The following is a 26,830-nucleotide window of genomic DNA, read 5'->3' as shown; positions in this document are numbered from 1 at the left end:
GCTCTTACTCTTCTGTGAACTTGCCGTCGGGTCTCAGGATCGCGGATCGGTCGGTCTTGCTCGGTAGAGCAGTTCCGCCGCGTGGCTGTGCCGTGTTCGGCACCCGCTGTTCCATCGGAGTGGCCCCTGACGGGGTTCGTGCTGTTCAACTGTACCCGGGCCGGTGGCGCCGTACCGCAAGATCGGCCAGGTGGGGTGCGGGCGGCATCGGACCTGCGCCCGCACCCCACCAGTCCTACGTCTTACGCGTCCTCCTCCTCCACTTGCTCGCGCCGGGCCCGCCGGCTGGCCAGGCCGTTCCAGAACGAGAGCCGGGTCCGGAGGTCGTCGAGCCGCTGCAGAAGGCCCTCAGTTGCCCAGCCCTGGATCTCGATGAGCGGGGTACCGTCGTCGCCGGTCTTCTCCTCCAGGTGCTCGATCTCTCCCTCGAGACTCTCCAGCGTGACCGCGATGGCGTGCTTGATCCGGGCCAGGGCCATCTCAGGTGTCTCGGACGGCGGCGGCGTCGGCATCGGCCGGCTGACACCCGACCGCGGGAACGCATCGTCACGCAGCCACCGGTCGCTGATCGCCACCTCCGTGCCCGTGGATTCGACGACGAGGGCCCCGCTGTCGCTCAGGTGACCACGCACGGGCTCGCCGCTCTCGTCCACAATCCGCGGCGCGTGGCCGGCCCGACCGTCAACCACTGCCCGGTGCAGCAGGTGTACGCCCTGGATGGTGTCCATCATCGCGCTCAGGATGTCTTGAGGTCCGCGCTTGTCCGCAGTCGTTCCGCCGCTGCCGAAGGGCTCGCGGCGCAGGGCGCCCCACCGGGTGAGGTGGAACTGCGCAAGCGCGGCCAACTCAGTTCGGGCCGCGTAGTCACCGGACCCGGTCGGCGCGTCAGTAGATGCCTTCAGCTCGGCCAGTGCTTCCGCCAAGAGTTCGTCCGGGGACCGGTCGGTGACTTCCCATCCACCTGACGCGTAGCGCTTCAGCCTGCAGGCCCGCCGATACACGGACTGCATCACGTCGATCTGCCGTCGGGACGGGTCGTCCGCCGGCAGGCTCATGGCAAGGCTCCGGATCGGTCGCAGCGCGAGTTCCGCCGCCGCCTCGGCCTTGGCGTTCGCGGACGCACGAGCGGCGGCCGTGACATCCCGGATCGCTCGCGCAACAATCGGTCGCAGCTCGGGGTTAAGCATTGTTGCGACGACGTATGCCGCCTGCGCGTCGGGGTGTTCAGGAAAGCCGGACTCTTTGGCGACGCCCGGCTCCATCAGTCCCGCGATGTAGTCGTGCTCGTCAGCGGTGACGGCGTCCTCCAGACGCAGGGCGCGGATCACGGACTCGGCCATCGCCTCATTTCGTCCCGTGGTCGGCCACGGCCGCGGCCCGTCGACGTGCAGCATGCCGAGATAGCCGCCGATCGCCTGGGCGTAGTCGTAGTTCGACCCCGCCGCCGGCAAGAACCGCAGGATCACCCGTGCCCGCACGATCATCGCGTTGCGGCGGCTGCGACGCTTGGTCGCGCCCCGACCGGTCAGACCCGGCTCTTCCGGGTCCTCAGCGAGAACCGAGTTGATGAACCGACGCAACCGGTCCTCGTCGGCCGGCATCTCATACATCACCGTCCGGGCGTCAGCGATGCCCAACACCTGATGGGCGTTGGTGATCCGACTCGACCCCTCAGCGGTCGCGAGCAGCGCGGCCGGCGGCTCGCCGTCGTCGTGATGGATCTCGTTGAACACAACGTCGACGGGCATGATGATCCCCCGCTCGCCAATCGAGGCCGCCAGCTTGTTGTCGGACAAGATGAAGGTCCGCGCACGCTCTGCCTCAGCGAGGACATGCGAGACGCTGTGCGCCTCGGTGCGCAGCGTCGACGTGGCGCCTGGATCAGATGCCGGCCCGCGCAGCGGCCCTTCCACACCGCGCGCGCCGGAGGCCGGATATACCCGCTCCGCGAAGGCCCGGTGATTTGTGGCCATCGGGGTGACCGCAGGCGTCCAGAGGTCCACCTCGACGATCTCGAAAACCCCGCCGACCACCGGCATCGTTCGTTTCGCGCTCAGTGCTCCGCGCAGCTTGGCCGGGTCAGTGACTCCAGCCGCCAGCGCCCAGGCGAACGTCTCTGGGAGCCCCTCGCTCACGCAGGCGTCGTAGGCCCGCCGGATCGCCGCCATCTTCGGTAGCGCTGGCATCGGCTCGCTGTTCCACCGACTCCAAGCCGCTGTGTCCGCCGCGTCCCCCAGCTCGGTGTCGAGGGTGTCCACTTCCTCGTCGACCGCGACGTCCGGGTCGCTGGCGAGGTGAGCGATGTCTTGCTGAGTCATCTCTGTACTCCTGTGGCTGTGGCGGGGCTCCCGCCGCTTACTCCTGAGCGGTTGCTCGGAAGTTCGGCGGCTGGCCCACGCGCCACGCCACCGTCGAGACGGGTCCCGCATACGCGGGCGTTCGTCACGACGTGCCAGCATTGGAAGACGACCACAAAGGGCATCAGTCGCGAAACTCTCGCCTCGCGCTGCGTGCCTGCCACCCCGAAGGGCGTCGGTCGACCGTGGTACCGGCCTCGTACACCTAGTTCACCACACCAACCACGCAAAACCCGCAACTTCGCAGACCGAACTCAAGAATCTTCCTTCGTCCGGCAGCCACGCCTGGCCAGATGCCAAGCTCATAGGCGCCTCGCGCAGCGCAGCTGCGTAGCGGCTAAGAACGGTCCGCGATCGTCGACGCCGCACGAATAGCCTCAACAAGCGACGCAGGTTACTCGACTGTCAGCGAAATACGTGTGGGATGGATCATGCGGTGGCAGTTGGAGCAGATCAGGGCTAGGTCGGCCAAGAGTGTGTGTGTCTGGCCAGTGACGCCCAGCGGTGTCCGGTGATGGCACTCGATGTAGCCGGAGCCGCAGGTTCCGTAGGTCGCGTTGAAGTCGAAGCCACACCCCGCAGACCAGTGCGATGCCCCGCTGCTTGGCGTCGTCGAGCTTCTTGCCCTTGAGTTTCGGATCGCGTTCTCGCCGCAAGTGCTGCTTGAGAAGGACTCCGCCTTCTTCGACGCCGAGATCGTCAACGTCCAATTCGGAGATCTCGTGTGGGTCGTCGTCCCAGGCGACCAGTGTCTCCTGGATGGACTCCGCCAATCGTCCGCCAGCCGTTGGCCTCGACCGCAGCACAGACGAGGACGATCTCGTCTCGGGTCCAGACCGGGTTCCGGACGAAGGTGACGGTGACGCCGAGCCCGCGAAGTCGGTCGGCGACCGTCTTGTCTCGGCCGCTGAAGTCATCCGATCGCCAATGGTCGATCTCCGCCAAGTCCGCGCGCCACGCCGAAGATCGCCCTCGAGTCGTACCTGTAGCCGTTGTACTCGAGGAAATAGGACCTCGCCAGACCAAACCCGTGTATCTGCAGAAACAGGTCACGCCCGAGCCGGTCGAACCCCGCGACCGTCTCAAGAACTGCGGGTGTGGCCTCAGAAACGTCATGTCGTCGAGCCTAGAGGTCAGCGCGGATATCCTCCACATCTCTATCTGCCTACGACTTGGCATTCAATAGCAGGTGCGCGTCGGCAATACTCGACGAGGTGTTGTAGATCAATGCCTTCCAGAACTCCCTGAGGCCAGCGATGCACAAGTAAGTCAGATCGCGGTCCATCCCTGAGCGCTCAGGGATGGCGAACGGATACCAACCCCGACTGCCAGCCTTGTCCGAGTCCGGCCGCTGGGACGCGAGCAACCTCAGGATGTTGATGTGGTCTGTCCGCAGGTCCTGCAATGCGATCAGCACGATCCGCCTCGTCTACACGACTCGGATGCTCGACAGCGTCGCCCAATTCAGTGATCGCGCCCAACTGCTCCCAGATCGAGCCAAGCAGTTCGTCAATTGCGGAAGGATCATTTTCCGGGGCGCCAGGGCGAGGCTGCGCGGCGAGGAACCACAGCTGGAAGTCCAAGCCTCTGCCGAGCTGCACGGCCACAGCCTGCGAAGGTTATCCGGCTAGGGCGAAGTGGGCGACCCGATTCCGCAGCCTCTCAACTGCCTTCACGCTAGCCAGATGCGATTGCGATATTTCGACGCCTGCCATCTTCTTGAGACGTTCGAGGACCAGCGCCGCTCCAATACTCTGAAAGTTGCCTGGCTGATAATCTTGAATCGACACGGAATCTACCTTAGACATGACGAGTGACCAATGCTCGCGACCGAGCCTGGCTTTGATGAGCACCTCGATGCTCGCGAAAGGTGCATGGCCACATACTTGTGACGGGACGGATCCTCCGTCGCGAGATCCTCCACTGCCTGAGCGAGGAAATCGAGGCCGTTGTCCACGACTGACCAGTTGTACGGTGCTATCTGAGTCACTGTCACCCGTACGCATCCCGTAGCCGCCCGATTCGGACGAAACCTACGCTGTGCCCCGCGATGGATGCCATGTGCGCTCTGTGGAACATGACTTCCACGCGCCTCCGCGTACCCACTTCTCAGTTCAGGCGTCATCAGCCAGCGTGGTCGTGAACTGATTCCAGGTCAGTGTCGTCGCTGGCTTCTGCGGCTACGTCCGCTTCCACCCGGGGGCGGAGCGCGAGTCCCCGCCGAGAGTGGCCTGAATCCTGCCCGCCAGGTCTACCGGCCTCGTCCGCCCTACCATCAGTTTGGAATCCAATCAGGCCGAAGCGCAGCTCGAAATGCGATGGACAAGTCACCCCCCCTCGCGTCGCGTGCTGAGCCGTGAGGCAGTGAATGCTCCGGCTGAAGGTCCGCAGCTCTCGCCGCTCGCCCGCCGGCCGCACGACCTTCGGCACGCTGCGTGAGTCTGTAGTTGAACGTGAGGGTCCCAGCCACACAGGTCGCCGAGTGGGCTGAGCACAGCCTCAACGTGCTGCTGCGGGTCTACGCCACGTGCATCGACGGCCAGCACGAAGAAGCCAAGTGGCCGAACGAGGCACCGCTCACCAGGAGTCCGAGGCTTGGGCTGGCTTCGACAGGTATTTGACACTGCAACCCGTAGGTCGCCGTAGCTAGCCGGACACATGAGAAACCGCCCCTGACCGACGTTTCCGCAGGTCAGGGGCGGTTTCTCAGCGCGTGGCGGGTGCAGGGTTCGAACCTGCGTAGGCATAAGCCGACAGATTTACAGAGGGGTGAACCCACCCCCCTGACCTGCGGTCGAGCGCACTTCTGCGACAACTTCCGCACGCATTCCGGATGAAGCCCCGGCTAGCGCCGGCGTCAAGGAAAGGTCCGAGGGCAGAGCGAGCCCCTCGCACCTACTGTTCTGGATGCGACACGTTCGAATCTGCGTTCCGCTCACGAGCGACGCACGCGAACTCAGGCTGAGTCCTCCTCCAGGATCTGCGGAGGCAGCAGCTCCGCATACCGCCCGCGAACGTACGCCATGCCCTCACCTAAGGATGAATCCAGAGTCAGCGCGGACGTGAAGAACTCCAGCCTGCGACGATTCTCATCAATCAGATCTCGCCACCGACGAACGTGCGCCGTTACCTTTGGCGTTCCAGCGGGCCGCTCCGCCTGAGCCCAGAACTTCCCAGTTGCGAGGCCGTCAGGATGAATGCGACGTGCCGCGATTGCCTGCATGTCAGTGCATACGAGAATTATGTCCCACTCAGCAGAGTCACTATGAAACTGCGGGTTTTCTACCAGCACATTGCAATAGTCCTCAACTTGATCCAACTCTTTGCGACCCACCATCACACTGGGAGCCTTGAGTTCGACCACGAGATGCCGAGTCCGGTCGTGCTCCCGCTTAACGGTAGCCAGATGCAGATCGACGCGACCTGTCTTACCGTCCCACCTTCGCACCGCTCGCGCGTCGCGTTCAGGCAACCCGCTTAACCTCAGATGCGTCCGCAGCACTTCAGTCAGCCCTCTCTCGCTGCTCATCATCTGGTATTCCTCACCGAAGACCCAGAGTTCCTTCTCAAGGATCTTGTGGAGATGATCCCGCTCGTTCACGAGCTTTGCGTCTACTGGATGAAACAGCATATGCTCCAGCGCCGCGAGGAATTTGCTCCGATCCGACACAGAGCTAGCCGATTTGATGATTGCCGGTAGCGAAGTCTCACTTAGAAGCCCGAGAAGCATGTCCCTATCTTCTTCTCTTAGTGCGACCAGTTCGTGCAGAATCGCAGTCAACTTCTCCGGCTCATGACGAACGACGTCGCGCAGCAGCGCTAGAGTCAATTGCGCATCAGTGCGCTGCTTAGCAATATGCGGACTCAGCGTTCCTGACACAACATCGAATACCGCGCGCTCCGCAGCTTCAGCCTCCGAAGCCGGATCACCGCGGTACGGGTAGATTCCTCTTTCCTGCCAACTAACAATCTGCTCCCGACGGCGCTGCCGACGTCTGAGAGCGAAATGTTCCCGCAGAAGACGTCTTGCAGCTCTCCGGATTTCATTTATCGGCTCGGGTGCCAAGTCTGCAAGCTGGACCGCTTCAGCCTGATCCTGCAGCGCGGCGCAGGTCACGTAAGCGGAGAATGCAAATTGGCTCTCTACGTCTGAGCCATCCAGCTCAAAAGTAAAGTGTTGATCATCGCCACCGAAGTACAGCCGGCGATGCGTTCCCGAGCGCCACTCAATTACCCGCACCACGACTTCAAGATCTTCACCCGACGAATGGACGGCTGCGGACAGAGAGACATCCTCACGGATCTCCGACTGTGGATCTATAGCGACGCCGTCGTAGGTGATGCGAACATCTCTCTCATTCAGCAGCAGGGGTGCAAAGCTCGATGCAATGTGCGAGATGGCCCGCTCTGGCTCCAGCGCACCAAGCGGCCTCTGATCGTCATTGTGAGCGCGGAAAGTTGTTCCGAGACGTTCATCGGGCGGCGTTATGAGGTCCCAATGGAATACGTTCCGTTGTCCGCGGGCTCCATCGATTGCCAACGTCTGCATTGAGCCCGAGACTCCTACCGACGTGCTCTGCCAGCGAATTCGGCTGCCTAACGCGAAAGCACGGAGCCGACCCTGCCCAGAACTTCCATGCACACCACGCTTATCATTCTTTGAGCGGCGGGTCCTCCGCTTCCACGAATCGCCGATCCGTCCGAAGGCACTTTGCACCTCCTCAACGCTGATTCCATGCCCATCGTCCTTGATGACGACTGAGGTGATTGCACCCGCATCACCCCGCTCAAGATCAACAGTCACTGTCGTCGACTCGGCATCAATGGAGTTCCAAACCAATTCAACGATGGCTCGAACGGCATCGGATTCTTTGGCAAGCCGCTGGACCAGATCATTGCTTGCTTCGAGCATGAGATCAGGCATGGTAAATCCTAACGCGCCTGCGCAGCTCTGTCTTCAGAACGGCGAGTTCGCAGAGCAATTGTGGATCACCAAGCTCAGCCTCGGCCTACAGCCGATCCAGAGCCCAATCCCACTCGAACGCTTGGGTGACCGCATCGCCGGTTCCCGAGGTGATTGGCTCCAGCGACACGGCAGATCCGTCATGCGGATCAACTACTGCCACGCCGGCGTACCGAAGGACCGCGAGCGAGGCGAGCCAAGCAGGATGAGCGGCCAGATCGTGCTTCGCGAACGGCACCGCGACAGTCGGAGTTCGGGACCCGAGGGCCGCACACAGCGTCGTGAGCGGGTAGGTGGTGGCATTGCCGTTGGCCCAGGCATTGAGCGAGTTGAATGTCAGTGGCGCCACGACCACGGCGTCCGCCTTCGGTGTCCGCCGCGACTCTCCAAGCTTCCTGTTACCCGTGATGACCGGAGCGCCGCCGAGGTCCTGGTCCTCAAGCCACGGCAGCGCCGCGTCCGTCGGAATCACGTACGGGCTCCATCCACGGTCACGCGCTTGTCGCACGCCGTCGCCGACGCGTGAGGCGAGCGGAGCGCCACAGACGACGATGTAGAGGGTTCTGTCGGTCACGCGAGGACTCCTGCGCGGGTTGCGATGTTGGTCAGAGCTGGGGCGGGCCGGCGGGAGCGCTTGAGGAGCTCGCGGACCAGCTCGCGGGCGATGGTGTGGTAGCGGATGGACTCAGGCGCTACGCGTTCGGCCTGCTGCAAGTGGAAGATCGCTTCCATGTCGTTCTTGGCTTGGGTTTGTGCCCACGCGAGATCGAGGTGCAGACGCGACCGGCGGCCTTGGAGCCCCGCCGGCATGGACTCGGTGTCGATCTCCGTTGCAACGCGCAAAACTCCGGTGGGATCGCCGAACTCGGCAGCAACCGACGCACGATGAATCAACACGTTGGTCGGGCCGAAGGCGGTCCACCAGTGGTTGTCATCGTGCGCTAGGAGGTCGCCGAGCTGGGCGGCTGTCGCGAGACGCTCAGAAGCCGTCGCTCGGTCCGAACGGCGAGCAGCGATGACGGAAGAGATGAGCCACAGCGACCCCGCCAGGGAGACCGCGTCTGGCGCATCCGAGCCGGTGAGCGACATGAGACCTTCGGCGGAGCGGACGGCTACCCGCTCGGCATCGTCGGTTCGCTGACTGCGGAGCAACGCGATGACGACCTGGTACGCAGCCATTCCCTGAGCCGCCTTCGATTCAGCGGCCAGGGCGGCGTGCGTCGCGCGGTCAGCGGCGAGCCAACCGAGCTGGTTTTCGCCGACCTTCGTGAGGAGCTTCGCGGCCGCGGTGTAGACCGAGCAGCGCGCAAGGTGCGTCTCTCGCCCGTCGCGTCCCTGATACCCGTCGTACGCGTCAGCAGCCTCGATGAGCGCCGGCAGCATTCCGGTCGCCTGCTTGTACCTGGCCGCTTGGTACGCCTGGTTGACCTGGACAGCCCCATTGCGGAGCTGAGGCAGCGGCCAAGGCGTTGCGGGTTCGCCGAGTAGGTGGTGGTAGCTGGCGAGCTGACTGCGAACGGCATCCACGGCAGTCACGTGTTCGGGCGCATCTGGCGCAAGGACCCAGTCCCGCCCGATGAGGTCGGCCACGTCGATGCGGAGGACGGTTGCGAGGTCGTTCAAGGTGGACAGGCGATCGACACCGCGAATGCCCCGCTCAACCTGAGACAGCCACGAGCGCGACATTCCGACGAGGCCGGCCAAGGCCTCTTGCGACATGCCACGCCGCTTGCGGTACGCCCCGATGCGCTCACCTACGTGCATCTGCACTTCCCCTCGTTGTTGGTCCCTCTAGTGAACCGCCTTCGAGCACGGCTAATGCGCACAAAAGTGCGCAGCTTCCCGAGTGCACTTCAATCGCTCGTTTCGACTCGACGCTGGACGCATGAACGAGCCAACCAGTCAGGAAGTCGCCCGCTTCGGGCCGGGCGACGCCGGCGGGATGCCCTCAGCGCGGGCCGTACGGCGGATGTACGCGGCCGTGAACGGCGATAGGCGCTCTACCTCCGTCGGCGGCACACCTCCCCGCAGGGCTGCAAGCACGGCCGCGATGAGTTCCTGCCGAGCCTCCTCATGGGCGGACTCGGTTCGCCGATATCGGCGGGTCGCCGCTGACAGGTCTTCTCTCAAGTCACTCACCGCATCAGTGTACCGCACCTCACTTGCGCAACACTGGATGAACAGATACCGTGGTGCGCACCTTAGGTTCGATTCACTGACCGAAGGGACGCCCCGGCGGGTGGAGCCGCCGAGGCGTCTGGGTCGCACGAATCCATCGCTAGAAGGAGCACAACCCTGATGACGATCATCCACCTTTCCCCGGTCGGGGGCGACGAGCCCACCGCGGCCGAGCTGGCGGCGATCGAGGCCGAGTGGCCGTTGATCGAGGCCGAGCTGGACCTGCTGAACGCGCAGATCGCGGTGATCAGCGCAGGCCCGGAGGCGTCAGCGCTGGTCACCCGCCGAATGCGTCGGGCGGAGCGGCGGCTGCTGAACGTGACCCGCAAGCTCGCCAACCGCGACCCCGAGACGGAGGACGCGGCATGACCACACAACTTGTGGCCGCGACGGTACTACCGAGCCTCGTCCAGGTCGATCTGGGCTGGTGGAAGGTGGCCGGCTACGACGTCGTCCAGGTCGTCTCTCCCCGCACGGCGCTGGGAACCGCCTGGGTGGTGTGGCGCGGTGACCACGTGCTGCACACCACCGACACGCTGCCTGCCGCCGGTGAGTGGGTTGCCACTCAGCTCACGGGAGGTGCGCCGCGATGACGCACATCGTTGCTCCGAGCAACGTCGAGCAGGTCGGCAAGACCTCCGGTGTGGACAGGCTGCGCACGCAAGCTGTCGAGGCGTCGCAGGTGCGGGCGCTGTCCACGCACCCGGACGTGGTGGCGCTGCGGGTGGAGTCGGTGCGTACCCAGGTCGATCGGTGCATGTGGGTCGGCATTGTGCTCGGTCTTGCGTTCACGATGGTCAACGTTCAGGCGTTCGCCGCGCAGGGCGCTGCGATGGGTTCGCTTCCGTGGGTCGCCGCGTGGCTGCTGGACCCGATGGTGTCGCTGGTGCTGATCGCGGTTCTTCGGGCTGAGCAGATCACCGCCCGGTACCAGGTCAGCGACCACACCAAGTGGATCGGCCGCACGAAGCGGTTCGCGTTCGCCGCGACGTACGCGATGAACACGTGGGCGTCCTTCGGTCACGGCGATGTGGCCGGCGTCGTGCTGCACTCGGTGCCGCCGGTGCTGGTGTTCTGCGCTGCCGAGACCGCACCGGTTCTGCGAGACCGGCTGACCGAGGCGGTACTTCGTGCCGAGCGGGCGGCGGCCCTGGCGGACCCGCAGAAGGCCGCTGAACGGCTCGACGGCCCGGCCGAGGCACCGGCGGCTCCCGAGCCGACTCCAGTCGCTCAGAACGCCGCACAGCCGCCCGAGCTGGCCGCCACGGCGACCACGCTGCCGGACGTTGTGAAGGTTCCGCGCAAGACGGCCGCGAAGCCGCGCAAGAAGCCCGCCGCCAAGACCGGCCGCAAGCTGCTGGCTGACTACGTGGCCGATGCCCTCGCGGCCGTCGAGCCGGGTATGGCACCCGCCGACGTGACCCCGGCGTGGGCGCGGCAGGCGACGGGCTGCTCTGCCGGGCTGTCCGCGAAGGTCGCGACCGCGGTCCGCGAGTCCCTAGCCAGCAACGACGAGATCACCGGCGAGTTCGAGCGGAAGGCTGCCTGATGACGCTGACTGTCACTGACCTGTTCTGCGGTGCGGGTGGTTCGAGCACCGGCGCGCTCCAGGTGCCGGGTGTGGTGGTGCGGCTGGCCGCGAACCACTGGAAGCTCGCGGTGGAGACGCACAACACCAACCACCCGACGACCGATCACGACTGCGCGGACCTGTCGCAGGTCGATCCGCGCAAGTACCCGCGCACGGACATTCTGTGGGCTTCGCCTGAGTGCACGAACCACTCCCAGGCCAAGGGCCGCAAGCGCAACATCGACGCGACGCCGGACCTGTTCGGGGAGACGCTGCCGGACGAGGCCGCGGAGCGGTCGCGGGCAACGATGTGGGACGTGGTGCGTTTCGCCGAGCACCACCGCTACGTCGCGATCGTGGTGGAGAACGTCGTGGACGCCGCCAAGTGGGTGCTGTGGGGCGCGTGGCGAAACTCCCTCGATGCGCTGGGCTACTGCTCGCACGTGGTCTACCTGAACTCGATGCACGCCCAGGCCGGCGGGCTGCCCGCACCGCAGTCACGCGACCGGCTGTACGTGGTCGCCCACCTGCGCACGGCATCGTGCCCGGACCTGGACCGGTGGACCCGGCCGCTGGCGTACTGCGCGGGCTGTGACCGGGTGGTGCGGGCGATGCAGGCGTGGAAGAACGCCGGGACGCAGTGGGGCCGCTACCGGGCTCAGTACGTCTGGCGCTGCCCGAACGTTGCCTGCCGCAATCAGGTGGTCGAGCCGGGCTGGCTTCCGGCCGCTGCTGCGATCGACTGGAGTCTGACCGGTGAGCGGATCGGGGATCGTGCCCGGCCGCTGGCCGACAAGACCATGCAGCGCATCCGCGCAGGACTGGCCCGCTACGCCCGCCCGGAACTGCTGGTGCCGGTCGAAGGCCGCGACGGCAAATCGGCCGCGTCGGCGTGGGACGCGTTGCGGACCATGACCACCCGCAACGAGACCGGGCTGCTGGTGCCGGCGGGCGGGACGTGGAACGAGACCGCGACCCACACGCACGAGGTGATGCGGACCCGGACGACCACCGAGTCCGAGGCGCTGGTGGTGCCGCTGCGCAACAACAACACGACCAAGCGCGCGTCGGCTGAGCCGTTCGATACGTTCGCCGCGAACGGCAACCACCACGCGCTGCTGATGCCGTACTACGGCAACGCCACCACCCGCCGGACCAGCGAACCGCACGGCACCTTCACGACCCGCGACCGGTACGCGCTGGTCATGCGGAACAACAGCTCACGCGGTGACGGCGGCGAGATGTGCACACCGGCCGGTGAACCGCTGCGCACGCTCACCACGGCCGGGCACCAATCGGTCCTCGAGTACGGCGTACCGGTGCCGGTTCCGGTCGAGGTGGAGGACTGCCTGTTCCGGATGCTGGAGCCGCACGAGGTGGCCGCCGGCATGGCCTTCACCACCGGGTACGTCGTGCTCGGCAACAAGCGCGAGAAGGTCCGCCAGCTCGGCAACGCCGTCACCCCACCGGCCGCCCGCGACCTGATCGCGGCCGTCGCGGAATCGCTCGGTCACGAGATCCCCGACCACACCACCACCACCCCGCTGACCGAGGGGGTGGCGGCATGACGGTCAAGGTCCGGCTGTCCGGCGAACCCGAGCACATCACCGCCGTCATCGCCGTCCTACGGGAGACGTTCGAGACCGCGGGCGGTGACCGCGCCTACCCCAACCGCGGAGCGTTCGGCGTTCGCGTCTACCTCGAAATCCGCCCCACCTCGAACATCACCGGGACCACCGGGAGGAAGTCATGAGCACCAACCACGACAACGTACGCCGCCTTCACGACGGCATTCACGATCAGGTTCACGAGGACACTCACGACGACGTTCACGACCTGGACTCGGGGATCGTTCATGAAACCGCCGAGCGGATCGACCCGAGCGACGTTCAGGACTCGGTTCACGACGCCGTTCACGACGGTGAGGTGATCGACGCCGAGGTGATCGAGGGCGAGATCCTGACCGAGGAGGAGTCGGCCGCGCTGGATCAGCGGCTGGCGAACCGGGGCGCGCTCGTACGCCGCGCGGTGACAACGGGGCAGGTCGCCCGGCGGGTCGCGGTGCGGGTCGGCACGCACGACCGGACCAAGACGAGCGGCAAGGCTGCCGTGCGGACCGCCTACACCGTGGTGAAGGGCGGCGAGTCGTTCGCCAAGCGGGCGTGGGACGCCGGGACGATGGGCGTCTACCGCCGCCAGATCAAGGCCGCCGAGGCGTCCGGTGACCGCGAGGCACTGAAGGAGTGGACGGCCGCGAAGGAGGCCGCGACCGAGCGCCGTCACCGCCGGTTGATGGATCTGCCGAAGCTCGCGTGGGGCGTGCTGAAGGTCGCGGTCGGCGCGACACTGGCGACGCCGGTGATCGTGTTCGTGATCGCGGTGTTCGCCAAGCTCACCGGGCACGGTTCGTTCACGGGCGTGTGGGGCGGGTTCTTCGCGCTGATCGGGTTCGTGATCGCACTCGGCGGGGTGCTGTGGACGCTCCTCACGTTCGCGCTGCCGGTGCTGTTCGTGATCGCGCTGTTCCGTGAAGGCAAGCGGGCCGCTGAGCCGCCGGCGTGGATGGTGACCACGGCCGATGCCGGGTGGGATTCGGCGATCGATGAGTCCACGATCGCTCAGGCGCTGGACTCGCTGCGGATCCCGAACATCACCCGCTACCTGAAGCAGGGCTACAAGTTGCAGTTCATCACCCCGGCACGTCAGCAGGGGCGGGGCACGCACGCGGTGATCCGGCTTCCCGGTGGTGTGCCCGCCGAGCTGATCTCCAAGCGCCGGGTGGACCTGGCCACGAGCCTGCACCGCGCCGGTTCCGAGGTGTGGCCGACGACCGGCGACGAGGCGGGAATCCTGGACCTGTGGGTCGCGGACAAGGGCGCGCTGACCGGTGGCCCCGGCGCGTACCCGCTGCTGACCGAGGGTCTGGTGGACGTGTTCAAGGGCGTCCCGGCCGGCAAGACGCTGCGCGGTGACGAGCTGCGCGAGCCGGTGATGGGCCGCAACTCGATCGTGGGTGGCGCGCCGGGTCAGGGCAAGTCGTCGGCGTCGAAGACGTTCATGGCCGGGTGCGCGCTGGACCCGGCCGTGGAGATGCGGATCTGGGTGCCGGACCAGAACTTCGACTTCGAGCGGTTCAAGCGCCGCTGCTCGCGCTACGTCATGGGTGCCGACGATGAGTCGATCCGCCAGATCCGCGACGACCTCAAAGAGATGTACGAGGAGATGGGCCGGCGCGGCGACCTGCTGAAGGTCTACGAAGTCGAGCAGGTCACCCGCGAACTGGCGGACCGCAACGTCGGGCTGCACCCGCTCGTGGGTCTGCTCGAAGAGGCGCACGTGGCCTTCCAGCACGAGGAGTACGGCGAGGAGATCTCCAAGTACGCCGTCGCGCTGGTGAAACTCGGCCGCAAGCGCGGCATGCACTTCCGGGTGTCCACACAGGCCCCGACCGCGACGTCGCTGCCCAAGGACGTCACCCGCAACTGCACCAACAACGTCGCGTTCTACGTCCAGGACTACGTCGCCAACGACGGCCTGTTGGGTCAGGGCGCGTTCAAGCAGGGTGTACGGGCGACCGACCTGATCCCGGGTGAGAACCGCGGTACGGCGATCGTGAAGGGCTTCACCGCCGCGAAGTACGAGACGTTGCAGTGGTACTTCCTCGACGGTGCCGAGGGCAACGACCAGATCACGCCGATCATCGACCGCGCGCTGGCCGCGATCAAGAAGCGCGAGCTGCCCGCGCCGGGCGACTCCCGGCGACCGGAGATCGAGTCGCGGGACCTGCTCGCGGACCTGGACGAGGTGCTGGACGACGTGCCGGTGCGGATCGCGGACGTGCCCGCGCTGCTGAAGCGGCTCGCGCCGACCTGGAGCCCGTACCAGTCGCTGACCGGCAAGGCGCTGCGCGAGCAGCTCGCCGCCGACTACGGCATCAAGGTCGCCTCTACCGGCAACCGCTACCCCCTCGATCCGGCTACGGTCCGTGACGCGATCGTGCGCCGCGAGCGCGACGCCGGCCACCCCGACACCGACGAGGACCAGGCTCCCGAGCTGGCGAGTTAGCCCGCCCACCGGGGTCGGAGACCGCTCGAAATCGGCTCTGACCAGGGTGTTTCCGGCCCCGGTCAACTCGGCTCACTCGCTAACTTTCCGCAGGTCACGCCCGGATTAGCCCTCCACGACGCTCCGGGTTACAGACCTAACCCGATCACCGCCAGCTAACCAACCTCCGCGTCCAGCTCAACCATCCCGACAGGACGGCCGCCGACCGGTGCCCGCCCTGGCCGAACACACCCACTAGCCGCTACAGAAAGTGACGATCGTGACCGATCCCGTCCACGCCGTGCTGGTCGCAGGCTCAGGACTCATCCTCGCCGCAACCGCCGGACTCAACCACGCAACCGAGGCAGCAACCGACGCCGCCGGAAACCTGACGCACCTGCAACAGGTCGCCGTCCAGGTCGCCGTCCTGCTCGTCGCCGCTCTCGTCCTGGGCGGGCTGTACCTGCTCGCCTGCGCGATCTGGCCCTACGCCAACTGCGGACGCTGCAACGGGCAAGGCAAGTCCCGCTCCCCGTCCGGCAAGAAGTTCCGCAACTGCCCCCGCTGCAAAGGCACCGGCCGCCGCAAACGCATCGGCCGACGCCTCCTCGACCACCGCGCCACCAACCGCTGACCACCACCCCACACAGCAAGGAGACCCACGCACCATGACCACCCCCACCACCCCGACGCCGGCGACGATTCCGCTCGAAGGCGAGCACTGGAACGAGCTTCACTCTGCGTTCGAGCAGTACATGCGTCAGGTTCTGCTCGCCGGCGGATACTTCACCGCCGCCGGCGCTCGCCGCCACGCCACCGACCTCGCCGGTGAGCTGCTGTCCATCACCCACCAGACCCTGACCGGACACCGGTCGTGACCGGCGCGGGACAACCGGTCGGGTTCGACCCGTTCCGGCCGCCGATGATCGGGGCGCGTGTCTGGGAGGAAACCATGACCGCCGCCGCATGGTGCTGCGAGTGCACCGGTCAGTGCGGACGGCCCCACGCCAAGACCAACGGGCGCTGCGGAACCGTCCACGGCACCGCACACCGCCTCACTGTCGTCGCCGCCGATCCGCTCGCCACCCTGGCCGAAGCCGTCACCTCCACCGAACGGCTCGCGCTGTGCGAGAGCTGCGACACCGGCCGCCGGCGCGCCGCCAACCACGCCCATTCCACCACCGCCGACCACGCCCAACCCGAGCTGTTCGACCTGACAGGAGACCGCGCCGCATGACCATCCACGACTACAGCACCGACCCGTCACTGACCCACGACGACCCCGAGGCCGACTACATCGCCTACGTCGCCGCGCAAGAGTCCGAGCTGTCGGCGGCGCTGACCGCCGCCGCGAGCGCCGTGCACGCCGCGACCAGCGCACTGCGCGAGCTGATCGAGCTGGATGCCCCGCAGTGGACCCAGACCACCGAAGGCGACGACGCACAGGCCGCACTCACCGACGCCGCCCGCGTTCTTCGCACCGCGAACCGCTGCCTACAGGCCGCGACCTGGACGCCGTGATCCCCGGACAAAACGGACAGAACTGACAGAACCCCACCGAGAGGACCGGACGCCCCGTGACAGAACGGACAAAACCGACAAAACCCCTAGTTCTGTCCGTTTTGTCCGTTTTGTCCGGCCCTCCCGACCCCGATCTACACGCCGACCCGACACCCGATCTGGACGCCGAGCTGTGGAAGGAACCGAGCTGATGAAGGTCCCGCGCTGGACACCCGCCGACCCGGCCGCGATCACCGCGCGCCGCACCTGGGCCAAAGCGATGGTTGCCACCATCACCGACCCGACCCGATCGCCGACGTACGGCACCCCGCACTGGGCAGCGCTGGCCGACGACGACCCGCGCAAGCTGGCCGCCGCCGTCATCGCCGCCGAGTGCTGGGCGACCGACCTGGACGAACTGCCCGACCGGGTACGCCGCGACCTCGATGCCGCCCGCGCCGCGCACGAAGCCGCCGAAGACGCCCGCTGGGCAGAGGCGTTCGAGCAGGCACGCCAGATCGCCCACGCGCAAGCCAGTCCGGCCGCGTTCGCCTTGCGCGCCCACTACGCCAAGACCCAAACCGAACGGATCGCAGACGCCCGCCGACCCCGCCCCGGCGACTACCCCGGCCAAAACCCCAACCAGCCCGACCGCCACCCCAACCCGCACCCGGACGCCGTACAGGACGGAGAGGCCGCATGAGCGCCGAACGAGTCCCCGACTGGCTCCCACCTCTGCCCCCGATCACCGAGCCGCCAGACGACGACCCATGGGCAACCGAACCGATCACGCCGACGCCAGGAACTCAGATCACACCAAGGCATCACGATCGAATGGCCCCGCCGGCCACCCCTGTCGCTGCCGTGACCGATTCGACGGCGCTGGCGTGGGACGGCGAACCTGTGCCGTTGAAGACCGACCGTCTGGTCCGGCCGTTCCCCGTCGAGGTGTTCCCGGAGTGGCTGGCCGATCAGGTGACCGCGGTGGCTGAGGCGACCCAGACGCCGATCGATCTGGCCGCGTCCGTGGCGCTCGCCTGCCTGTCCACCGCCGCCGGTGGGAAGGTGCTGGTACGGGTCGATCGGTCCTGGGTGGAGCAGGTCAACCTCTACACGGTCACGGCGCTGCCGCCGGGGTCGCGCAAGTCGCCGGTGTTCCGGGCGATGACCGGACCGTTGTCGCTGGCCGAGGATGCGCTGCGCGAGCTGGCGGCCGAGCGGCGAGTGGAAGCCGAGCTGGCATCGAGGGTCGCGTGGGCCAAGGCCGAACAGCTCGCCAAGAAGGCCGAAACCGCGCAAGCCGAACCCCAGACCGCACTGGCCGACGCCACCGCCGCCGCCAAGGAAGCCGCCAGCATCGTCGTACCCGAGCTGCCAAGGCTCATGACCGACGACGTAACCCCGGAGTCGTGCATCTCCCTGCTCGCCACCCACGGCGGCCGGATCGCCGTCCTGTCGGCCGAAGGTGACGTGTTCGCCACCCTCACCGGCACCCGCTACTCAGCCGCTCCCAACCTGGGCGTGTTCCTCAAGGGCCACGCCGGCGACAAGCTCCAGGTCGATCGCAAGGGCCGCCCCTCCGAGACCGTCGAACGCCCCGCGCTCACCCTGGGCGTCACCACCCAACCCGGCACCCTCGCCGGCCTGGCCGCACAGCCCGGCTTCCGCGACCGGGGCGTCCTCGCGCGCATCCTCTACAGCCTTCCCGTCAACACCGTTGGTCAACGCGACAACCAAGCCGAGCCGGTACCGGAGGAGACCGAGACCACCTACACCGACGCCCTCACCACCCTCGTCCTGCTGCTGGCCGACCACGAGACGCCCCACGAGCTCGCACTGACCGCCGAGGCCCGTCAAGTGCTGCTCGAGTTCCAGGACTGGATCGAACCCCGGCTACACCCCCGCGCCGGACAGCTCGCGCAGATCACCGACTGGGCGTCCAAGCTCGCCGGTGCCGTCGTCCGCATCGCCGGACTCCTCCACGTCGCCCACACATTCGTCACTGGCTACGCCACCCCGATCACCGCCGACACCATCCGCGCCGCCGAGCAAATCGGCCGTTACTACCTCGACCACGCCCTGGCCGTCTACGACCTCATGGGCCGCTCCGATCCCGAGCTGGACGACGCCCGCGCCGTCCTCGACTGGATCCGCAAACACCACCTCGACACCTTCAGCCGCCGCGACGCCCTCCGAGGAAACCGAGGCCGATTCGCCAGCGTGAAGGACATCAAACCCGCGCTCGAACTCCTCACTGACCACGGGCACATCCGCCCTCAACCGACCACCGTCAGCAGCAAGGGAGGCCGACCCAGCGACACCTACGAAGTCCACCCCAGCGCCCTCGATGACCGCTGACCATCCGCAGGTTTTGTCCGTTCTGTCCTGGCATCACGACCACTCCGAGGAGACACCTGAGTGAGCACGGCAACCCGGCCCACGCAACTGCACCTGACCATCTCTGACGTGTGCGCCGAACTCGGCATCGCCCGGTCTACCTTCTACGACTGGCGGGCGGCCAAGAAGGCTCCCCGCTGCATCAAGCTCCCGAACGGCGACCTGCGCATCCGCCGTACCGACTTCGACAATTGGCTTCAGAGTCTGGAGGACGCCGCGTGAGCAGAGAAAACTTCTCCTACGACGTGCGGATTTTCGGTATCAGCACGTACACCGGGAAACGTCGCAAGACCTACACGCCGCGGTGGGAGGTTGCAGGCCAGCGCAAGCAGAAGACGTTCACTCACAGCAAACTCGCGGACAGCTTCCGATCCGACCTCATGACGGCGGCTCGGGAAGGCGTTCCCTTCGACATCGCAACTGGGCTCCCACAAACGATGCTGCGCGAATTGAGTCGACGCACCTGGTACGAGCATGCGACGGAATTCGTCGATGTGAAGTGGCCACACGCGTCGCCCCGGCATCGCAAGAACATCGCTGAAGCCCTTACCACCGTGACCGTTGCGCTGCTACCGAAGCGAAGCGCTGAAGAGATGCAGCGGATTCGTTCGGTGCTCCGGAATTGGTCCTTCAACAAGGCCGCCCGCGGCGGCGAGTCGGCGACGGTAGCGACACCACCGGAGAAAGACGCCGGCCTGTTGAGATGGATCGCGGAGAACTCGCCGGATCTCTCGAAGCTGCGGGAGGCTCCGATGATGCGACGTGCTCTTGATGCCCTAGCTGTGAAGCTCGACGGCAAAGCGGCGGCAGCCGCGACGGTCAGTCGGAAGCGCTCCGCGTTCTACAGCGCTATGGAGTACGCCGTAGAACTGGAGCTTTTCGAGGCCAATCCGATCGACAAAGTGCAGTGGACGAAGCCCGAAAACACCGATGTTGTGGACCGTCGCGTCGTCGCGAACCCCCAACAGGCGCGGACGCTGCTGCACGCCGTACGGGAAATCCATCCGGCGCTGGAGGCATTCTTCGGATGCCTGTACTTCGCAGGGCTGAGACCGTCTGAGGCGAAACACCTCCGTGTCGCGGACTGCCACCTTCCCGAGGAAGGCTGGGGTCAATTGCTCCTGACCGGCTCGACGCAGCACGCTGGCGCTGAGTGGACTGACAACGGCGAAGCGAGCGAGGATCGGAGCCTGAAGCACCGGGCCGACAAGGCGACCCGTCCGGTGCCTGCCTGCCCCGAGCTGGTCGAACTCCTACGCCGGCACATCACCGACTTCCGGCCGGGACCAGGTGGGCGACTCTTCGTCAGCCGCACGGGTAAGGCCGGCGTCCCACTCCCGCCGCCGTACAGCAACCCGGTCTCCTCGAACACGTACGCCCGCGTGTGGAACAAGGCGCGGGAGAAGGCGCTGAGCAACGCACAGGTGGCCTCGCCGCTCGCGAGGCGACCGTACGACCTCCGTCACGCTGCGGTATCCCTGTGGCTCAACGCGGGGGTGCCTGCGACGCAGGTTGCCGAGTGGGCCGGGCACAGCGTCAACGTCCTGCTGAAGGTCTACGCCAAGTGCCTCGACGGACAGGACGAGGTCGCGAGGCGAAGGGTCGAAGCCGCCCTCAACGAGACCCTCCCTCCGCGAGCCGCCTAGCTCCGAACTTCCTCACGTATTCCGCACGGACAGCCGTAGACGGCCGGTGACAGCCGGATACAACCGGACAACACGAAGAAGGCCCCTGACTGCGTTTCCGCAGGTCAGGGGCCTTTTTCAGCGCGTGGCGGGTGCAGGGTTCGAACCTGCGTAGGCATAAGCCGACAGATTTACAGTCTGCTCCCTTTGGCCGCTCGGGCAACCCGCCAGGGGGGTGGTGCTGGTCCGAGGACCAGCGGGAGAGACTATACGACAGACAGTGCCCCTGACAGCAAATCGGAAAGGTTGTGCCCATGGCTTCGGAGTCCTCCTTCGACATCGTGAACAAGGTGGATCACCAGGAGGTGGACAACGCCGTCAACCAGGCGGCGAAGGAGATCAGCCAGCGGTTCGACTTCAAGAACGTGGATGCCGGGATCAAGTGGTCCGGGGAGTCGGTCGAGATGCAGGCGAACACCGAGGAGCGGGTGAGCGCCGTACTCGACGTGTTCAAGGACAAGCTGGTGAAGCGGCAGATCTCGCTGAAGGGGCTGGAGGCGGAGGACCCGAAGCTGTCGGGGAAGATCTACAAGATCGTGGCGACGATCGACGCCGGCATCACGCAGGAGAACGCGAAGAAGATCTCGAAGCTGATCCGCGACGAGGGCCCGAAGGGCGTGAAGGCGCAGATCCAGGGCGACGAACTGCGGGTGTCCAGCAAGAGCCGGGACGACCTGCAGGCGGTGCAGTCGCTGATCAAGGGCCAGGACTACGACTTCGCGGTCCAGTTCGTGAACTACCGCTGACCGCTGCGCCCGGTAATCGGCTCGCTCGCGGGGCGGTTGCCGGGCATGCTGGCGGGTGTGGGTGACACGTTGCTGCGGAAGTGGTTGCTGGCGGACTTCGGGCTCGACGTGGCGCGGCTCACACCGGTGGCGTACGGCGCGGACGTGGCGGCGCAGGTGTGGCGGGCGACGACGGCCACGAACGCGTACGCCGTGAAGTGGAGCGGCGCGGGGACGAACACCGGGCATCAGGTCGCGGCGTTCCTCGCCGACAGCGGGCTGCCCGGCGTACCGGAAATGATCCGGACGTCCGAGGGCGGGCTGTGGAGCGTGCACGCGAAGAAGCGGCTGACGGTGACGCCGTGGATCGACGGTCCGCGGGCGGCGGAGACGGGGCTGACGGACGAGCAGTGGTCGGAGTACGGCGTACTGCTCCGCCGCGTGCACGACGCAGAACCGCCGCCGCGGCTGCGCGACGCGCTGCCGAGGCACAGCCACATCGACGCGCGGATGCCGGCGGTGGTGGACGACGTACGGCGGCGGCTCGAAGCGCCGGAGGGGGACGTCGCGGAGGAGCTCGCGGCGGTGTGGGCGACGTACGACGGCATCATCGCGGACCTGCTGACGAACCGCCCGCCCGCGCCGACCGGGCCGCGGGTGGTGTGCCACGGCGATCCGCACATCGGCAACGTGCTGGTCGACGGCGGGCTGCACCTGATCGACTGGGACGACGTGATCCACGCACCGCGCGAACAGGACCTGATGTTCATGCTCGGCGGCATGGGCGACGTCGGCCCCACGACAACCGCCCAGCGCGAGGCGTTCCTCACCGGCTACGGCCCGCACACCCTCGACGAGGACGCGATCCACTACTACCGCCACGTCCGCGCCTACGAAGACGTCATCAGCTGGTCCCACCAGTCCCTCACCGGCCCCGACGAGCCCTACGCCCTCCAGGTAACCAAAAACATCCTCACCACCGGCCTGGCCGCCCTGGTGGTGCAGTAGATGCTGACGGTCGAACAGATCCAGCAACACTTCATCGAGGGGCTGAACGGCGCGGTGCGCCGGCCGGGGATGTACGGCGGCGAGCTCGGGCTGTTCTACAAGTTCGACGAGGTCGTCTATGTCACCGAGACAGGCGCCGGCCGGACCTGGCAGGAGGCGCTGGAGGCTGCCGGCGCCTGGTCGTCGATCGGGGTTGCCGGCGTGGTGCGTCGTCTGATGCCGGGCGACGGAGCGGAGGCGATGGCGTCTGCCTACGCGGACTACGCCCACCAGCAAGGCTGGCTGAGGATCGACCGGACGCTCGATGGGCGCGACTACGCCGACCTGCGCGGGCGGCTCGCCGGGTATTGCGCGACGGATCACCTGGAGGCCGACGTGCTCGGATCCTTCGGGGAGCCGTCGGTGCGGATCGGTGGGAGCAATCCGCGGTACCCGAGCGTCCTCGGCTACGTGGCTGCGGATGGGCCGATCGTGTGGTTCTACCTGTGGAACGGGAGCAAACCCGACGAGCCGGACAGCTGGCCGTTGTACGAGGAGCCGGTCCTGCTGGCCGGACGGTGCGGGCTTGCGCCGTTCAAGGAATCGTTCGTCTTCACACCCGAGGGTCAGGTGTGGCGGAGCCAGATGTTGGGTTCGACGTAGCGGCCGGTGTCGGCTTCGCGGTCTATGGCGAGGGTGGTGAGGCCGGCGGGGATGGTGTAGGTGCCGGTGGTGGGGAAGGGCATCTTCGTCCAGGATTCCCAGTCGGCTACTGAGCCGGTCATGGTTTGGGAAGCGGGGGCCGGGGCGAGGAGGGTGGCGCCGAGGCGGACGTGGGTGCGGAGCCAGGGGTCGAGCGGTAGGCCGTCGGGGCGGGTCCAGGTCATGAAGGTTTCGATGGGGGTGAGCGGGTAGCTCGACTTCAGGGTGGGGCGGACGGGGGCGATGACCTGCGGGAGGCCGTGCGCCACAGCGTGGTCGCGGACGGCGGTGATGACGCGGCCGGCGTGGCCTTGGCCCTGTTCGTCGGAGCGTACGGCGGCGGCCATCAGCACGAAGGTGTTCGGTACGACGCCTTGTTCGTACGACGTCACCGACCGCGCCAGCGCGTCCGTGAAGCCGCCGGGCAGGTCCTCGACCGTGCCGTCCCAGGCGAGCGGTACGCCCCAGCAGCCGGCGATCAGGTGGTCGCCGGAGACGAAGTAGAACTCCCACTGCGGGAAGTACGACACCCGTCGCTCGCGGTACTTCGGTACCTCGGCGTCGTGGAAGATGAACTCCGGCCAGTCCTCGGCGAACCGTACCTCGGCCTCGGCGTCGTACTGCGGGGCGTCACCGGCGGGGATCAACTCGTACATGTCCGGAAACGCTAGACCCCCGGCCCGGCTCCGGCTACCGCATAACGTACGGCGCGTGGCGAGGCGCCCAGCTCGCGCCGGCACGTCTTGTTGAAGGCCTGCAGGTCCGGGATGCCGACCGACGCGGCGATCGCGGGGATCGACAGCGTCGAGGACACGAGCAGGTGCCGGGCCCGCATCATCCGCCGCCGGCGGACGTAGGCGATGACCGTGGAGCCGGTCTCGGCCTGGATCAGGCGGGTCAGGTGGTTGTGGGAGACGCCGGCCAGCCTGGCGAGTTCCGGAACGGTGAGCGGTTGCGCGAGGTTCGCCTCGATGTGCGCGATCGCCGCCGCGACGGCCGGGTGCCCAGCCTCGACCGGTGCCGGTGTCAGCTCGGCGATCCGCCACAGCGCGGTCCACACCTCCGCCGTCATCCGCGACGACCCCGACGGCGACGACTCGACCGCCGACCGCAGCAGCCCGGACAGCAGCGGCGCCGCCTCGCCCGCGTCCTGGACGACCGGGACGTACGACGGTTCGCCGACCGGAACCGGCCGGAAATGCGCGTACAGGTGCTCGGACCGGCCGCGGTAGTCGAACCGCACCTGGGTCCCGGCCGGGGTCAGGGAGACGTACCCGGGCGCGACCGAGAACGTTTCGCCCAGCAGCGTCAGCTCGGCCGAGTAGTTGTACAGGTGCAGCTGCCACAGGTCCGGCAGCCGGAAGACGTCCCGCAGCGCACGGGTCCCGTGGATGCCCGCGCCGGCGCTCACGACCTCCGGCGGTTGCGCCAGATGCAACTCGATCACGGTGAGAATTTACCACCAGTAGTGATCACAACCCACGCGAGACAACGGCGGTCGATCGCAGAATGGAGGAGTAGTGACCACTAGCGCGAACAGGGAGTCTTCATGCCCCAACCGCATCGCAAGCATCTGCTCAGCTCGGTGCAGATGGCGCACTTCGTCGCCACCGGCGCCCTCCGGATGGACGCCGTCGTACCGGACGACATGAACCAGCAGGCGATCGAGGTGCTGAACAACGGCATCCCGGGCGTTCCGTACGGCACCCCGCTGTCGGAGGCGTTCGTGGACAGCGAGTTCGTCCAGCGGCTGGTGCAACTGCCGGAGGTGGCGGGCGCGATCCACAGCCTGGTCGGGCCCGAGCCGACCGTCGACCACCACGCGGTGCACATCCGCCGGGCGAACGAGGGCGAGGCGCAGAACCTGCACGGCGACGCGATCATCGACGTCCGTACGGACGCCTTCGACGTGCAGCTGATGTACTACCCGCAGGACGTCACGCTCGAGATGGGCGGCACGCTCAGCGTCCCGGGCAGCCACCTGCGGCGGACCAACGAGTCCGACACCGGCCGGTACCAGAACCTGCTCGGCCAGACCCGCCTGGTCTGCCCGGCCGGCACCGTCGTGTTCCTGCACCACGGCATCTGGCACGGCGGCCGCAAGAACGACAGCAACGTCGACCGGTACATGTTCAAGATCCGCTTCAACCCGACGGTCCGTCAGGTGCGGCTCTGGAACACCGACGACCTGTACGACGAGGCGGTCGCGGCCGAGCTCGAGCAGAACTTCCCGTGGTACGAGAACGCCACCGGCCGGCTCGAACGGTACAACCGGATCATGATGTGGCGCGCGATCAGCGGCGACGACACGTACGACCCGAACTACTGGGTCACGCGCGTCACGAACCGCCCGCAGCGGGTGGTGGCCGACCGCGTCAACAACCCGCACGCCGCCAACAAGAAGGAGATGGCATGACCGCCACGGCCGAGAACCCGCAGCGCACCGGCCTTCGCCAGCAGGTGCTGGTGCTGTACCTGGCCTCGTCGGCGCTGGACGCCCGCGTGGTCGGCTGGTCGACGTACGACGGCACGGGCGAGACGCACCCGACGACGGGTGACAGCGACGTACCGCCGTACGAGACCGGGCTGGACGCGCTGAAGGACGGCTGGCGGCTGTTCCAGGCGGCGCAGCTGAACCCGCCGTACCCGGGTCACGAGTACGACGTGTCCTTCCTCAAGCACGAGTTCTTCTTCGAGAAGCTCGTCTAGATCGGCAGGACGCACACCGGCCGCGGCCAGCTGACAGGCTCTCCCTGAGCAGTCAGCCGGCCGTTGCCGATGGTGAACGTGGCGATCTGGTCCGACTGCTCGTTGGCGGCGTACAGCACCGTGCCGTCGTTGCTGAAGGCAAGGTGTCGCGGCCAGTTCCCGCCCGACGAGATGGTCTGCACCAGCTCGACGCTGAGGCCGTCGCCGGCCACCGCGAAGACCGCGACGGTGTTGTCGCCGCGGTTCGAGCCGTACAGGAAGCGGCCGTCGGACGAGATCAGCAGCTCGGCCGGGTAGTTCTCGCCCGGCGAGTCGGCCGGCCGGGTCGACGTGGTCTGCACGGTCTGCAGCTTGCCGTTCGCGTAGCTGCAGACCGTGAGCGTCGAGTCCAGCTCGTTGATCACGTACGCCGCGGCGCCCGCCGGGTGGAACACCAGGTGCCGCGGGCCGGCGCCCGGGTGGATGTGCAGCCGGTCGACCTCCTCCAGCCGGCCGTCCGCGGTGAGCGTCGACGAGTAGACGGTGTCCGAGCCGAGGTCGACGTCGAACACGTAGGCACCCTCGATGTCGAACGCGATCTGGTGCGCGTGCGGGCCCTCCTGCCGGTCCGCGTTCGGCCCGGATCCTTCGCGCTGCAGGTACTGCGTGGCCTCGCCGAGCGAACCGTCCGCGGCGATCGGGTGGATCGCGACCGAGCCCGAGGTGTAGTTGGCGGACAGCAGGTACCGCCCGGACGGGTCGATGTCGAGGTGGCACGGGTGCGCGCCGTTGGTGGGCTGCTGGTTGAGCAGCTCGAGCCCGCCGTCCGCGCCGATCGCGAACGCCGCGACCTTGCCGTCCTGCTCCTCGTTCGTGGCGTAGAGGAACCGCCCGTCCGCGGACCTGACCAGGAACGACGGGTCGGCGATCGTCGCCGCCACGGCGAGCCCGTCCAGCGGGCCGACCGCGATCCCGTCCCCACCGCCGGCCTGAGTGGTGTAGCTCCCGACATAGATCCGCTCAGCAGTCATGAC

29 protein-coding genes and 1 tRNA gene are annotated in these 26,830 nt (G+C 67.0%); 19 read left to right on the top strand and 11 right to left on the bottom strand.

All coding sequences use genetic code 11. From position 1 onward, the window contains the following. Positions 1 to 242: 242 nt before the first annotated feature. The 7 genes from ACQHIV_RS35270 to ACQHIV_RS35240 form a co-directional block, all read right to left on the bottom strand. On the bottom strand, positions 243 to 2,258 hold the full coding sequence (locus ACQHIV_RS35270) for a hypothetical protein (RefSeq protein WP_427888647.1): 2,016 nt from the start codon (positions 2,256 to 2,258) through the stop codon (positions 243 to 245). 493 nt (positions 2,259 to 2,751) lie between these two features. Next, on the bottom strand, positions 2,752 to 3,060 hold the full coding sequence (locus tag ACQHIV_RS35265; protein WP_427888645.1) for an HNH endonuclease: 309 nt from the start codon (positions 3,058 to 3,060) through the stop codon (positions 2,752 to 2,754). A 462-nt stretch (positions 3,061 to 3,522) separates the two neighbouring features. Next, positions 3,523 to 3,774, bottom strand: coding sequence for a hypothetical protein (locus ACQHIV_RS35260; protein WP_427888643.1), 252 nt, complete (start codon positions 3,772 to 3,774; stop codon positions 3,523 to 3,525). 1,539 nt (positions 3,775 to 5,313) lie between these two features. Beyond that, positions 5,314 to 7,281 (bottom strand): ATP-binding protein, encoded by a 1,968-nt coding sequence (locus ACQHIV_RS35255; RefSeq protein ID WP_427888642.1) that lies wholly within the window; start codon positions 7,279 to 7,281, stop codon positions 5,314 to 5,316. Between the two features lie 85 nt (positions 7,282 to 7,366). Next, the gene (locus tag ACQHIV_RS35250) at positions 7,367 to 7,894 is read right to left on the bottom strand and encodes a flavoprotein (protein WP_427888640.1); all 528 of its coding nucleotides are present in this window, start codon (positions 7,892 to 7,894) and stop codon (positions 7,367 to 7,369) included. Then, positions 7,891 to 9,084, bottom strand: coding sequence for a helix-turn-helix domain-containing protein (locus ACQHIV_RS35245; RefSeq protein ID WP_427896630.1), 1,194 nt, complete (start codon positions 9,082 to 9,084; stop codon positions 7,891 to 7,893). Before ACQHIV_RS35245 ends, ACQHIV_RS35250 begins: the two co-directional genes overlap by 4 nt. 138 nt (positions 9,085 to 9,222) lie before the next feature. Then, entirely contained in the window at positions 9,223 to 9,459 is a 237-nt protein-coding gene (locus tag ACQHIV_RS35240) for a hypothetical protein (RefSeq protein ID WP_427888639.1), read from the bottom strand. Between the two features lie 159 nt (positions 9,460 to 9,618). Between ACQHIV_RS35240 and ACQHIV_RS35235 the strand changes: the two genes are divergently transcribed. The 14 genes from ACQHIV_RS35235 (at position 9,619) to ACQHIV_RS35170 (ending at position 20,655) form a co-directional block, all read left to right on the top strand. Then, the gene (locus ACQHIV_RS35235; RefSeq protein ID WP_427888637.1) at positions 9,619 to 9,867 is read left to right on the top strand and encodes a DUF6284 family protein; all 249 of its coding nucleotides are present in this window, start codon (positions 9,619 to 9,621) and stop codon (positions 9,865 to 9,867) included. Next, the gene (locus ACQHIV_RS35230) at positions 9,864 to 10,091 is read left to right on the top strand and encodes a hypothetical protein (RefSeq protein WP_427888636.1); all 228 of its coding nucleotides are present in this window, start codon (positions 9,864 to 9,866) and stop codon (positions 10,089 to 10,091) included. Before ACQHIV_RS35235 ends, ACQHIV_RS35230 begins: the two co-directional genes overlap by 4 nt. Continuing rightward, positions 10,088 to 11,047, top strand: coding sequence for a hypothetical protein (locus tag ACQHIV_RS35225; RefSeq protein WP_427888634.1), 960 nt, complete (start codon positions 10,088 to 10,090; stop codon positions 11,045 to 11,047). Before ACQHIV_RS35230 ends, ACQHIV_RS35225 begins: the two co-directional genes overlap by 4 nt. Further along, complete coding sequence (locus ACQHIV_RS35220) at positions 11,047 to 12,636, top strand: DNA cytosine methyltransferase (protein ID WP_427888632.1); 1,590 nt, start codon at positions 11,047 to 11,049, stop codon at positions 12,634 to 12,636. Before ACQHIV_RS35225 ends, ACQHIV_RS35220 begins: the two co-directional genes overlap by 1 nt. Further along, on the top strand, positions 12,633 to 12,821 hold the full coding sequence (locus tag ACQHIV_RS35215; RefSeq protein WP_427888630.1) for a hypothetical protein: 189 nt from the start codon (positions 12,633 to 12,635) through the stop codon (positions 12,819 to 12,821). Before ACQHIV_RS35220 ends, ACQHIV_RS35215 begins: the two co-directional genes overlap by 4 nt. Next, complete coding sequence (locus ACQHIV_RS35210; RefSeq protein ID WP_427888628.1) at positions 12,818 to 15,133, top strand: cell division protein FtsK; 2,316 nt, start codon at positions 12,818 to 12,820, stop codon at positions 15,131 to 15,133. Before ACQHIV_RS35215 ends, ACQHIV_RS35210 begins: the two co-directional genes overlap by 4 nt. A gap of 259 nt (positions 15,134 to 15,392) precedes the next feature. Continuing rightward, positions 15,393 to 15,746: a hypothetical protein gene (locus ACQHIV_RS35205; protein WP_427888627.1), complete on the top strand. Its 354-nt coding sequence runs from the start codon at positions 15,393 to 15,395 to the stop codon at positions 15,744 to 15,746. Between the two features lie 34 nt (positions 15,747 to 15,780). Continuing rightward, complete coding sequence (locus tag ACQHIV_RS35200; protein ID WP_427888626.1) at positions 15,781 to 15,990, top strand: hypothetical protein; 210 nt, start codon at positions 15,781 to 15,783, stop codon at positions 15,988 to 15,990. Continuing rightward, positions 15,987 to 16,349: a hypothetical protein gene (locus ACQHIV_RS35195; RefSeq protein WP_427888624.1), complete on the top strand. Its 363-nt coding sequence runs from the start codon at positions 15,987 to 15,989 to the stop codon at positions 16,347 to 16,349. The genes ACQHIV_RS35200 and ACQHIV_RS35195 overlap by 4 nt, the downstream gene beginning before the upstream one ends. Next, entirely contained in the window at positions 16,346 to 16,633 is a 288-nt protein-coding gene (locus ACQHIV_RS35190; protein ID WP_427888622.1) for a hypothetical protein, read from the top strand. Before ACQHIV_RS35195 ends, ACQHIV_RS35190 begins: the two co-directional genes overlap by 4 nt. 190 nt (positions 16,634 to 16,823) lie before the next feature. Continuing rightward, positions 16,824 to 17,315, top strand: a complete 492-nt coding sequence (locus ACQHIV_RS35185) for a DUF2742 domain-containing protein (protein ID WP_427888620.1) — start codon at positions 16,824 to 16,826, stop codon at positions 17,313 to 17,315. Positions 17,316 to 17,476: 161 nt separating this feature from the next. Further along, a complete protein-coding gene (locus ACQHIV_RS35180; protein WP_427888618.1) occupies positions 17,477 to 18,970 on the top strand; it encodes a YfjI family protein in 1,494 nt (497 codons plus the stop codon). A 60-nt stretch (positions 18,971 to 19,030) separates the two neighbouring features. Beyond that, positions 19,031 to 19,231 carry a helix-turn-helix transcriptional regulator gene (locus ACQHIV_RS35175; RefSeq protein WP_427888616.1) on the top strand — a complete coding sequence of 67 codons (201 nt, stop codon included), beginning with the start codon at positions 19,031 to 19,033 and terminating at the stop codon, positions 19,229 to 19,231. Further along, a complete protein-coding gene (locus ACQHIV_RS35170; protein WP_427888614.1) occupies positions 19,228 to 20,655 on the top strand; it encodes a tyrosine-type recombinase/integrase in 1,428 nt (475 codons plus the stop codon). Before ACQHIV_RS35175 ends, ACQHIV_RS35170 begins: the two co-directional genes overlap by 4 nt. Positions 20,656 to 20,780: 125 nt before the next feature. Here ACQHIV_RS35170 and ACQHIV_RS35165 read toward each other — a convergent pair. Continuing rightward, positions 20,781 to 20,863 (bottom strand) — tRNA-Tyr (locus ACQHIV_RS35165). A gap of 85 nt (positions 20,864 to 20,948) precedes the next feature. Between ACQHIV_RS35165 and ACQHIV_RS35160 the strand changes: the two genes are divergently transcribed. Genes ACQHIV_RS35160 through ACQHIV_RS35150 form a run of 3 tightly spaced genes read left to right on the top strand, consistent with a single transcriptional unit; the run spans position 20,949 to position 23,069 of the window. Beyond that, positions 20,949 to 21,440: a YajQ family cyclic di-GMP-binding protein gene (locus ACQHIV_RS35160; RefSeq protein WP_427888613.1), complete on the top strand. Its 492-nt coding sequence runs from the start codon at positions 20,949 to 20,951 to the stop codon at positions 21,438 to 21,440. Positions 21,441 to 21,497: 57 nt separating this feature from the next. Beyond that, complete coding sequence (locus ACQHIV_RS35155; protein ID WP_427888612.1) at positions 21,498 to 22,427, top strand: phosphotransferase enzyme family protein; 930 nt, start codon at positions 21,498 to 21,500, stop codon at positions 22,425 to 22,427. Then, the gene (locus ACQHIV_RS35150) at positions 22,428 to 23,069 is read left to right on the top strand and encodes a hypothetical protein (protein WP_427888610.1); all 642 of its coding nucleotides are present in this window, start codon (positions 22,428 to 22,430) and stop codon (positions 23,067 to 23,069) included. Here ACQHIV_RS35150 and ACQHIV_RS35145 read toward each other — a convergent pair. Together ACQHIV_RS35145 and ACQHIV_RS35140 are read right to left on the bottom strand one after the other, a co-directional pair. Then, a complete protein-coding gene (locus ACQHIV_RS35145; RefSeq protein WP_427888608.1) occupies positions 23,033 to 23,764 on the bottom strand; it encodes a hypothetical protein in 732 nt (243 codons plus the stop codon). The two genes, ACQHIV_RS35150 and ACQHIV_RS35145, sit on opposite strands and share 37 nt — an antisense overlap. A gap of 11 nt (positions 23,765 to 23,775) precedes the next feature. Further along, on the bottom strand, positions 23,776 to 24,555 hold the full coding sequence (locus tag ACQHIV_RS35140; protein ID WP_427888607.1) for a helix-turn-helix domain-containing protein: 780 nt from the start codon (positions 24,553 to 24,555) through the stop codon (positions 23,776 to 23,778). A 102-nt stretch (positions 24,556 to 24,657) separates the two neighbouring features. On the opposite strand from ACQHIV_RS35140, the gene ACQHIV_RS35135 reads away from it, so the two are divergent. Together ACQHIV_RS35135 and ACQHIV_RS35130 are read left to right on the top strand one after the other, a co-directional pair. Further along, positions 24,658 to 25,524, top strand: a complete 867-nt coding sequence (locus ACQHIV_RS35135) for a phytanoyl-CoA dioxygenase family protein (protein ID WP_427888605.1) — start codon at positions 24,658 to 24,660, stop codon at positions 25,522 to 25,524. Beyond that, positions 25,521 to 25,817, top strand: a complete 297-nt coding sequence (locus tag ACQHIV_RS35130; protein ID WP_380195468.1) for a hypothetical protein — start codon at positions 25,521 to 25,523, stop codon at positions 25,815 to 25,817. The genes ACQHIV_RS35135 and ACQHIV_RS35130 overlap by 4 nt, the downstream gene beginning before the upstream one ends. On the opposite strand, the gene ACQHIV_RS35125 is transcribed toward ACQHIV_RS35130, so the two are convergent. Continuing rightward, positions 25,814 to 26,827, bottom strand: a complete 1,014-nt coding sequence (locus tag ACQHIV_RS35125; protein WP_427888604.1) for a lactonase family protein — start codon at positions 26,825 to 26,827, stop codon at positions 25,814 to 25,816. The genes ACQHIV_RS35130 and ACQHIV_RS35125 overlap by 4 nt on opposite strands. Positions 26,828 to 26,830: the final 3 nt, after the last annotated feature.

The organism is Kribbella polygonati, from assembly GCF_050320105.1.
Classification (GTDB): Bacteria; Actinomycetota; Actinomycetes; order Propionibacteriales; family Kribbellaceae; genus Kribbella.
The sequence above is the reverse complement of the archived record's forward strand: the minus strand, read 5'-3'. Positions and strand labels throughout refer to the sequence as shown.

Coding starts and splice junctions, on each gene's coding strand:
- ACQHIV_RS35255 (WP_427888642.1), bottom strand. CDS start 7,281: ATGCCTGATCTCATGCTCGAAGCAAGCAATGATCTGGTCCAGCGGCTT.
- ACQHIV_RS35245 (WP_427896630.1), bottom strand. CDS start 9,084: ATGCACGTAGGTGAGCGCATCGGGGCGTACCGCAAGCGGCGTGGCATG.
- ACQHIV_RS35235 (WP_427888637.1), top strand. CDS start 9,619: ATGACGATCATCCACCTTTCCCCGGTCGGGGGCGACGAGCCCACCGCG.
- ACQHIV_RS35230 (WP_427888636.1), top strand. CDS start 9,864: ATGACCACACAACTTGTGGCCGCGACGGTACTACCGAGCCTCGTCCAG.
- ACQHIV_RS35225 (WP_427888634.1), top strand. CDS start 10,088: ATGACGCACATCGTTGCTCCGAGCAACGTCGAGCAGGTCGGCAAGACC.
- ACQHIV_RS35220 (WP_427888632.1), top strand. CDS start 11,047: ATGACGCTGACTGTCACTGACCTGTTCTGCGGTGCGGGTGGTTCGAGC.
- ACQHIV_RS35215 (WP_427888630.1), top strand. CDS start 12,633: ATGACGGTCAAGGTCCGGCTGTCCGGCGAACCCGAGCACATCACCGCC.
- ACQHIV_RS35210 (WP_427888628.1), top strand. CDS start 12,818: ATGAGCACCAACCACGACAACGTACGCCGCCTTCACGACGGCATTCAC.
- ACQHIV_RS35200 (WP_427888626.1), top strand. CDS start 15,781: ATGACCACCCCCACCACCCCGACGCCGGCGACGATTCCGCTCGAAGGC.
- ACQHIV_RS35190 (WP_427888622.1), top strand. CDS start 16,346: ATGACCATCCACGACTACAGCACCGACCCGTCACTGACCCACGACGAC.
- ACQHIV_RS35185 (WP_427888620.1), top strand. CDS start 16,824: ATGAAGGTCCCGCGCTGGACACCCGCCGACCCGGCCGCGATCACCGCG.
- ACQHIV_RS35160 (WP_427888613.1), top strand. CDS start 20,949: ATGGCTTCGGAGTCCTCCTTCGACATCGTGAACAAGGTGGATCACCAG.
- ACQHIV_RS35150 (WP_427888610.1), top strand. CDS start 22,428: ATGCTGACGGTCGAACAGATCCAGCAACACTTCATCGAGGGGCTGAAC.
- ACQHIV_RS35145 (WP_427888608.1), bottom strand. CDS start 23,764: ATGTACGAGTTGATCCCCGCCGGTGACGCCCCGCAGTACGACGCCGAG.
- ACQHIV_RS35135 (WP_427888605.1), top strand. CDS start 24,658: ATGCCCCAACCGCATCGCAAGCATCTGCTCAGCTCGGTGCAGATGGCG.
- ACQHIV_RS35130 (WP_380195468.1), top strand. CDS start 25,521: ATGACCGCCACGGCCGAGAACCCGCAGCGCACCGGCCTTCGCCAGCAG.
- ACQHIV_RS35125 (WP_427888604.1), bottom strand. CDS start 26,827: ATGACTGCTGAGCGGATCTATGTCGGGAGCTACACCACTCAGGCCGGC.